The 6,247-nt window shown below is 44.5% G+C and carries 6 protein-coding genes; all 6 read right to left on the bottom strand.

Translation table 11 applies throughout. The features are described from left to right. Nucleotides 1-360: 360 nt before the first annotated feature. Nucleotides 361-1,074 carry an NAD(P)H-flavin reductase gene (gene fre, locus OH460_RS25410; protein ID WP_004741188.1) on the bottom strand — a complete coding sequence of 238 codons (714 nt, stop codon included), beginning with the start codon at nucleotides 1,072-1,074 and terminating at the stop codon, nucleotides 361-363. A gap of 20 nt (nucleotides 1,075-1,094) precedes the next feature. Beyond that, complete coding sequence (locus OH460_RS25405) at nucleotides 1,095-1,364, bottom strand: 2Fe-2S iron-sulfur cluster-binding protein (RefSeq protein WP_008224727.1); 270 nt, start codon at nucleotides 1,362-1,364, stop codon at nucleotides 1,095-1,097. After that, the gene (gene ubiD / locus OH460_RS25400) at nucleotides 1,361-3,202 is read right to left on the bottom strand and encodes a 4-hydroxy-3-polyprenylbenzoate decarboxylase (protein WP_269999955.1); all 1,842 of its coding nucleotides are present in this window, start codon (nucleotides 3,200-3,202) and stop codon (nucleotides 1,361-1,363) included. Before ubiD ends, OH460_RS25405 begins: the two co-directional genes overlap by 4 nt. Before the next feature lie 97 nt (nucleotides 3,203-3,299). Beyond that, on the bottom strand, nucleotides 3,300-4,295 hold the full coding sequence (locus OH460_RS25395) for a hypothetical protein (protein ID WP_269999953.1): 996 nt from the start codon (nucleotides 4,293-4,295) through the stop codon (nucleotides 3,300-3,302). A gap of 110 nt (nucleotides 4,296-4,405) precedes the next feature. Next, the gene (gene rho, locus OH460_RS25390; RefSeq protein WP_004741192.1) at nucleotides 4,406-5,665 is read right to left on the bottom strand and encodes a transcription termination factor Rho; all 1,260 of its coding nucleotides are present in this window, start codon (nucleotides 5,663-5,665) and stop codon (nucleotides 4,406-4,408) included. A 199-nt stretch (nucleotides 5,666-5,864) separates the two neighbouring features. Continuing rightward, complete coding sequence (gene trxA / locus OH460_RS25385) at nucleotides 5,865-6,191, bottom strand: thioredoxin TrxA (protein WP_004741193.1); 327 nt, start codon at nucleotides 6,189-6,191, stop codon at nucleotides 5,865-5,867. Between the last annotated feature and the right edge of the window lie 56 nt (nucleotides 6,192-6,247).

The following is a 6,247-nucleotide window of genomic DNA, read 5'->3' as shown; positions in this document are numbered from 1 at the left end:
GATATTCATCAACGAGTGCCCACACAGATTGATAGGTTTAAATTGTTAAAGAGCTTAACTTCTTGAGCGTTCCTTTTTAGTAAGGAGCCTCTCGAAGTGGACGGCCATTCTAGCGAATTAACATTCAGTGTCAAACACTTTTTGAAAATTAATTTTTTGTCGCTTTCCGTCTTACTGATCATTGCTGAAGCCTTATGGCGCCTGCCGTCTCAGTGGGGTCGCATTATAGGGAACCCTTTCAGCTTAGCAACTACTTTTTCATAAAAAATGAATAAATAGAGGTTAAGTGTCTAATAGTTCACCTAAATATAAAAAAGAGAGCATTTCTGCTCTCTTTTTGCACTAAATCTAAAGGAATTATTAGATAAACGCGTAAGCATCTGCGTACATATGGTCACGCTTTGCTTCTTTATTTTGTGTAAATAGGTCTCTTGCTGCGCCCGCCATTTCAAAGCGACCTGCAATATAGATATCAAAATCAGCCAGTGATTCGAAGCTTTGTGTAATTGCTTCAAGCACATTACCAGTTTGGCCATGCCAAACTTCCGGCGCCTCTTCTACTACAGGTACGAAATGTACATTGCTATGCTTTTCTGCAATATCGACAAGCTCTTCTTTCGCGTATAGCTGGCACTCGTCTTTTGCACCCCAGTAAAGGTGAATCTCTTTCTTGCTGTTTTGTGCAATGCAGTGATCCAGAATCGAACGTACGTAGCTAAAACCCGTACCACCAGCAATCAATAGTAGAGGGCGTTCACTCTCTTCTTTAATCCACGCATCACCGTGTGGCGCATCAATCGCGATATCACCATCTTCAGCCTGTGCCTTTTTCATTGCTTCAACCACTTCTAATGCATAAGCATTGTGTTCAGCAGCACCAATATGTAGTTCTAGTTCACCTTCATGGCGACAAGGGCTGCTCGCAATTGAAAATGGACGCTTATCTTTCTCACCCATTTCAACCATCAGGTACTGACCAGCTTTAAAGGCAACTGGTGTCTCTGGATGAAGCAGGATTTGGTAAGTGTTACAAGCCAAAGGCTCGATAGACTTAACTTTACATTTAATAGTCATGTTCTTCCTCTCACTAACCCTTAATCGGCAAAGGTTAGAACTAAATTACTTTCTGCAAATGCTTGGCAAGCGAAAATCCAACCCTGTTGCTGCTCTTTCTCTGTGAGCATGGGTTCAAGGTGGTAACTCACTTGCCCTTCTAATTTTTTGCACATGCACATAGCACATGCGCCAACTTGGCAACGGTTAGGGAAATAGATATCGCTGTTGAGCGCAGCATCCAAGACCGTTTGCCCTTTTTCTACGGTGAAACTGATGTTTTCTGGGTACAAGACTACTTGGTAGCTCATAAAATTCCTAGTTGTTCCCAGATGCTATCAATCTTTTTGACCAGCTCAGGATCTTTTGTGATTGGAACGCCCCACTCACGCAAACACTCACCTTCCCACTTATTGGTTGCATCGAGCCCCACTTTGGAGTGCCCAATTTCGTTCTGAAGGAATAAGGTATCTCTAGCTGGATCCATTCTGGTGGTTACCGCCCAGATGATGTCGTTCCAGTCGCTCACGTTAACATCACCATCACAGACGACAACGAACTTGTTCTCATCAAATTGAGACCAAACCGCTTCCATGATTTTCTTACCATTACCTGCAGCTTGTTTATCTATCGATACCACAACCATGCTGGCATTATCGTTCTGCAGGTGAATATCAATAATTTCAGGATGAACTTTGGTTAATTCAGCTAAACCAGCTTCGATATGATCACTGTTTTCTGGAGTAGATTGCACATCAGGCGACAATGCTAACTCGGCATCCCACTTCTTAGTGATGTCTAAGCCCATCTTAGAACCTAACCCAACGACCGGTGATGCAAAGTCCAACGAATCAATTGGCGTGTTCTCTATCATCAAGGTATCACGTGACGGATCCATATGTTTGCACATCGCAGCCGTAACTTGTGACCAATCGCGAGCGTTAACATCCTCATCGCACACCAATACAAACTTGGTATACATGAATTGACGTAAGAAAGACCATACGCCCATCATCACTCGTTTAGCGTGACCTGGATATTGCTTCTTCATAGTCACCACAGCCATTCGATACGAACAACCTTCAGGTGGTAGATAGAAATCTTCTATCTCCGGGAATTGCTTTTGAAGAATAGGAACAAACACTTCATTCAATGCAACACCCAATACTGCAGGCTCATCTGGCGGGCGACCTGTGTATGTACTGTGGTAAATCGGGTTCTCACGCATGGTTACATGAGTAATGGTAAACACGTTGTGCTTTTCTTTCTCGTTGTAGTAACCAGTGTGATCGCCGTAAGGCCCTTCGTCAGCGAATTCATTCGGATCGATGTAACCTTCCATCACGATTTCAGCACTTGCTGGGACTTCTAGGTCATTACTGATCGATTTAACCACTTCAGTTTTGCTACCACGCAGCAGACCAGCAAACGCGTATTCCGATAAGGTATCTGGCACTGGCGTTACCGCGCCAAGAATCGTTGCAGGATCAGCGCCAAACGCAACAGATACTGGAAACGGCTTACCTGGGTTCTGTTCAGCCCAGTCACGTAGATCCAGCGCACCACCACGGTGAGCCAACCAACGCATGATAATTTTGTTCTTACCAATCTTTTGCTGGCGGTAGATACCTAAGTTTTGGCGTTTCTTGTTCGGGCCGCGAGTAACCGTTAACCCCCAAGTAAGTAGTGGCGCGACATCGTCAGCCCAACAGCTCATTACTGGGATTTTATCTAGGTCGACCTCGTCGCCTTGCCACACGACTTGTTGGCACGCTGCTTTACGAAGACGCTTAGCTGGCATGTTCAATACTTGTTTGAACACGGGTAACTTATCAATCGCGTCCTTAAAACCTTTCGGCGGCTCAGGCTCTTTTAAGTAAGCCAATAACTTGCCCACTTCGCGCAGTTCTTTAACTTCCTGACGGCCCATGCCTATCGCAACACGGTTGGGAGTGCCGAATAAATTGGTCAAAACAGGCATGTCATAACCTACCGGGTTCTCGAACAGAAGAGCCGGGCCACCAGCACGTAGAGTACGGTCGCTAATTTCGGTCATTTCATAGTCTGGGTCGACTGGGTGAGAAATGCGTTTCAACTGACCAATACTTTCAAGATGGTCGATAAAATCACGTAAATCTTTAAAACTCATAGAACTTCTACATGCTGATTATTCTGCGCTCAGTATATCAAAAAGGGGCATCGTGAGATCCCCCTTTTTAGTAAGGTTATTGAGAGGTAAAACCCAGTTATGGAAGCACTTGCTGTATCACTGAACTTTTGACTTGTGGGTTATCATTCACTAGGTCTTGTAGCCAGTTGGTGTGCCCTTGTTTTGCCAACTCACGAGCGACCAATGGCGCATCATCGGCGATCGCCATGCGAGAAACTAAAAAGTCTTTCACCTCTTCTGAAAGTGGGTTCACTCTCGTCAGCAAAGTAATCGCTTCTTCTTTTAATCTTGGGTTTTTCGTTGCAGCCATCACCTGCTCTAAGGCAAATGGGGATTTACTCTCAGCGAGACGAACCAGCTCAGCTTGGCTATGATAATCGGCTTTCATCTTCCAGAGGATTTGATAGACATCCGGGTCTTCGCTCACCTGTGCTAATCGAACCACTACTTCGGTAGAGGGTAACCAGCTTACTATCGGTGACTCCGTTAGCTGTTTTGCTAAGTAATTCACGGCCTCTTGCGACAAGCTATCCAATTCTCTTATGAGTAGCGCTTCTCGAGTTTGGACCTGATGCTCAGATCCAGTTAGCCACTCTTTGAGGTTGAGGTTCTGTTTCTCTGCATCGAGCACAAACACCAATGTATTTTGATCAGCACGGAATTGTTTGATTAAGCGGTTTGCTATCGAAGGATAATTAAAGGCTGGCACCGTAAACTCATAGCCATCACCACGCTCTAATACTTGGTAGGTTGGCGTAATAGCGAGCTGTTGCTCCACAAAGATAGACATCTTCGGTGTGAGTACGATTTTTTGTTGTTCGATCTTCTTCAAGAGTTGGTAACGAGCCACCTCTTGCTGGGGAAATGTCAGGCGCTCAAGTGCAAAGCGTAACGAATTCACTTCATCACGCACGACAAGCTCAAGCAATTCAGCAGTTTTTAGTTTTACTTGATCATTCTCAAGCCAAGACTCTACTGTATGTGGAGACATCTCGGTGGCATTAACGATGCCGACCGGTGAAAGTAACAGTGAAGTAGACAAGAGTAATGATGACAACAGTCCATGTTGCATTTTAACTTCCTTGTAACACTTTTGGTCATTCTGCAAGCTGCCGCTACAAAATGCAAATAAAAAGCGCTACCCGAGGGCAGCGCTTTCTAATAACTATCAGCTAATCAAGATTACTGACGACGCATAGCGTCAAAGAACTCATCGTTCGTTTTCGTCATTGCTAGCTTGTCGATAAGGAATTCCATTGCATCGATTTCGCCCATTGGGTGAACAATCTTACGCAGGATCCACATCTTCTGCAGTTCATCGTTCTTAGTAAGAAGCTCTTCACGACGAGTACCAGAGCGGTTGAAATCAATCGCAGGGAATACACGCTTTTCAGCAATCTTACGGTTCAGGTGCAGTTCCATGTTACCTGTACCTTTGAATTCTTCGTAGATAACTTCATCCATCTTAGAACCAGTATCAACCAGTGCTGTAGCGATGATAGTTAAACTACCGCCTTCTTCAACGTTACGAGCCGCACCGAAGAAACGCTTAGGACGGTGAAGTGCGTTTGCATCCACACCACCTGTTAGTACTTTACCTGATGAAGGTACTACCGTGTTGTATGCACGCGCTAGACGAGTGATTGAGTCCAGAAGGATAACCACGTCTTTCTTGTGTTCAACAAGACGCTTCGCTTTCTCGATTACCATTTCTGCTACTTGTACGTGGCGAGATGCTGGCTCATCGAATGTAGAAGCAACTACTTCACCTTTAACTAGGCGCTGCATTTCTGTTACTTCTTCCGGACGCTCATCGATAAGTAGAACCATTAGTTCACACTCAGGATGGTTGTGAGCGATGCTTTGCGCAATGTTTTGCAGAAGCATTGTCTTACCCGCTTTTGGCGGAGCAACAATCAAGCCACGCTGACCTTTACCAATTGGAGATGCAAGGTCAAGAATACGAGCTGTGATATCTTCTGTCGCACCATTACCACGTTCCATAACCATGCGTTCGTTAGCATGCAGAGGGGTAAGGTTTTCAAAAAGGATCTTGTTACGAGCGTTGTCTGGTTTGTCGTGGTTTACCGTGTTTACTTTCAGTAGAGCAAAGTAACGTTCGCCATCTTTAGGTGGGCGAATCTTTCCGGCAATTGAGTCACCAGTACGTAGGTTGAAACGACGAATCTGACTTGGTGAGACGTAGATATCATCAGGACCCGCTAAGTACGAGCTGTCTGCGCTACGAAGAAAACCAAAACCGTCTTGCAGAATTTCAAGAACACCGTCACCGAAGATGTCTTCACCACTTTTTGCATGTGCTTTAAGGATAGCGAAGATAATGTCCTGTTTTCTTAGACGAGCTAGGTTTTCAAGGCCTAGGCTTTCGCCAAGTTTAACAAGTTCAGACACAGGTCTGTTCTTCAGTTCTGTAAGATTCATTGTGGTGGATGCTTGTTTAGTCAAAATAAGATCTGTTTTCTAGTTAAGAGGGATTCGGTCACAGGATCGACCAAGAAGAGAAATTCGTTCAATTAACGTGCGATAAATTAGCACTAAAACTAAGACTAGTCCATAGCTTAGAAAAAACAAAACCGTGCATTTGTTAACTGCACGGTTTCTTTATCAAATGCTCACCTGATTATAGGTTAGCGTCTAGGAACTCTTTAAGTTGAGTTTTAGACAATGCACCAACTTTAGTTGCTGCTACGCCGCCATCTTTGAAAAGAAGAAGCGTTGGAATGCCGCGAATACCAAACTTTGGTGGTGTTCCAGCATTTTGGTCGATATTAAGTTTACCGATAGTGAGCTTGCCTTCGTACTCGTCTGCGATTTCATCAAGAATCGGCGCAATCATCTTACAAGGGCCACACCATTCTGCCCAAAAATCAACAAGAACAGGGCCTGCAGCGTTGATCACATCGTTCTCAAAACCGTCATCAGTTAGCTGCAAAATCTTATCACTCATCTTCCACTCCAATGTATTTTTTAGAACTGGTTGGATGATAACCAGTAAATAGATGC

This window comes from Vibrio sp. Makdt (assembly GCF_027587015.1).
GTDB lineage: Bacteria > Pseudomonadota > Gammaproteobacteria > Enterobacterales > Vibrionaceae > Vibrio > Vibrio chagasii_B.
This window is presented reverse-complemented; position numbering and strand designations above follow the sequence as displayed.

Bases quoted from the DNA above. Each gene is read 5' to 3' on its own strand.
- fre (WP_004741188.1), bottom strand. From the start codon at position 1,074: ATGACTATTAAATGTAAAGTTAAGTCTATCGAGCCTTTGGCTTGTAAC.
- OH460_RS25405 (WP_008224727.1), bottom strand. From the start codon at position 1,364: ATGAGCTACCAAGTAGTCTTGTACCCAGAAAACATCAGTTTCACCGTA.
- ubiD (WP_269999955.1), bottom strand. From the start codon at position 3,202: ATGAGTTTTAAAGATTTACGTGATTTTATCGACCATCTTGAAAGTATT.
- OH460_RS25395 (WP_269999953.1), bottom strand. From the start codon at position 4,295: ATGCAACATGGACTGTTGTCATCATTACTCTTGTCTACTTCACTGTTA.
- rho (WP_004741192.1), bottom strand. From the start codon at position 5,665: ATGAATCTTACAGAACTGAAGAACAGACCTGTGTCTGAACTTGTTAAA.
- trxA (WP_004741193.1), bottom strand. From the start codon at position 6,191: ATGAGTGATAAGATTTTGCAGCTAACTGATGACGGTTTTGAGAACGAT.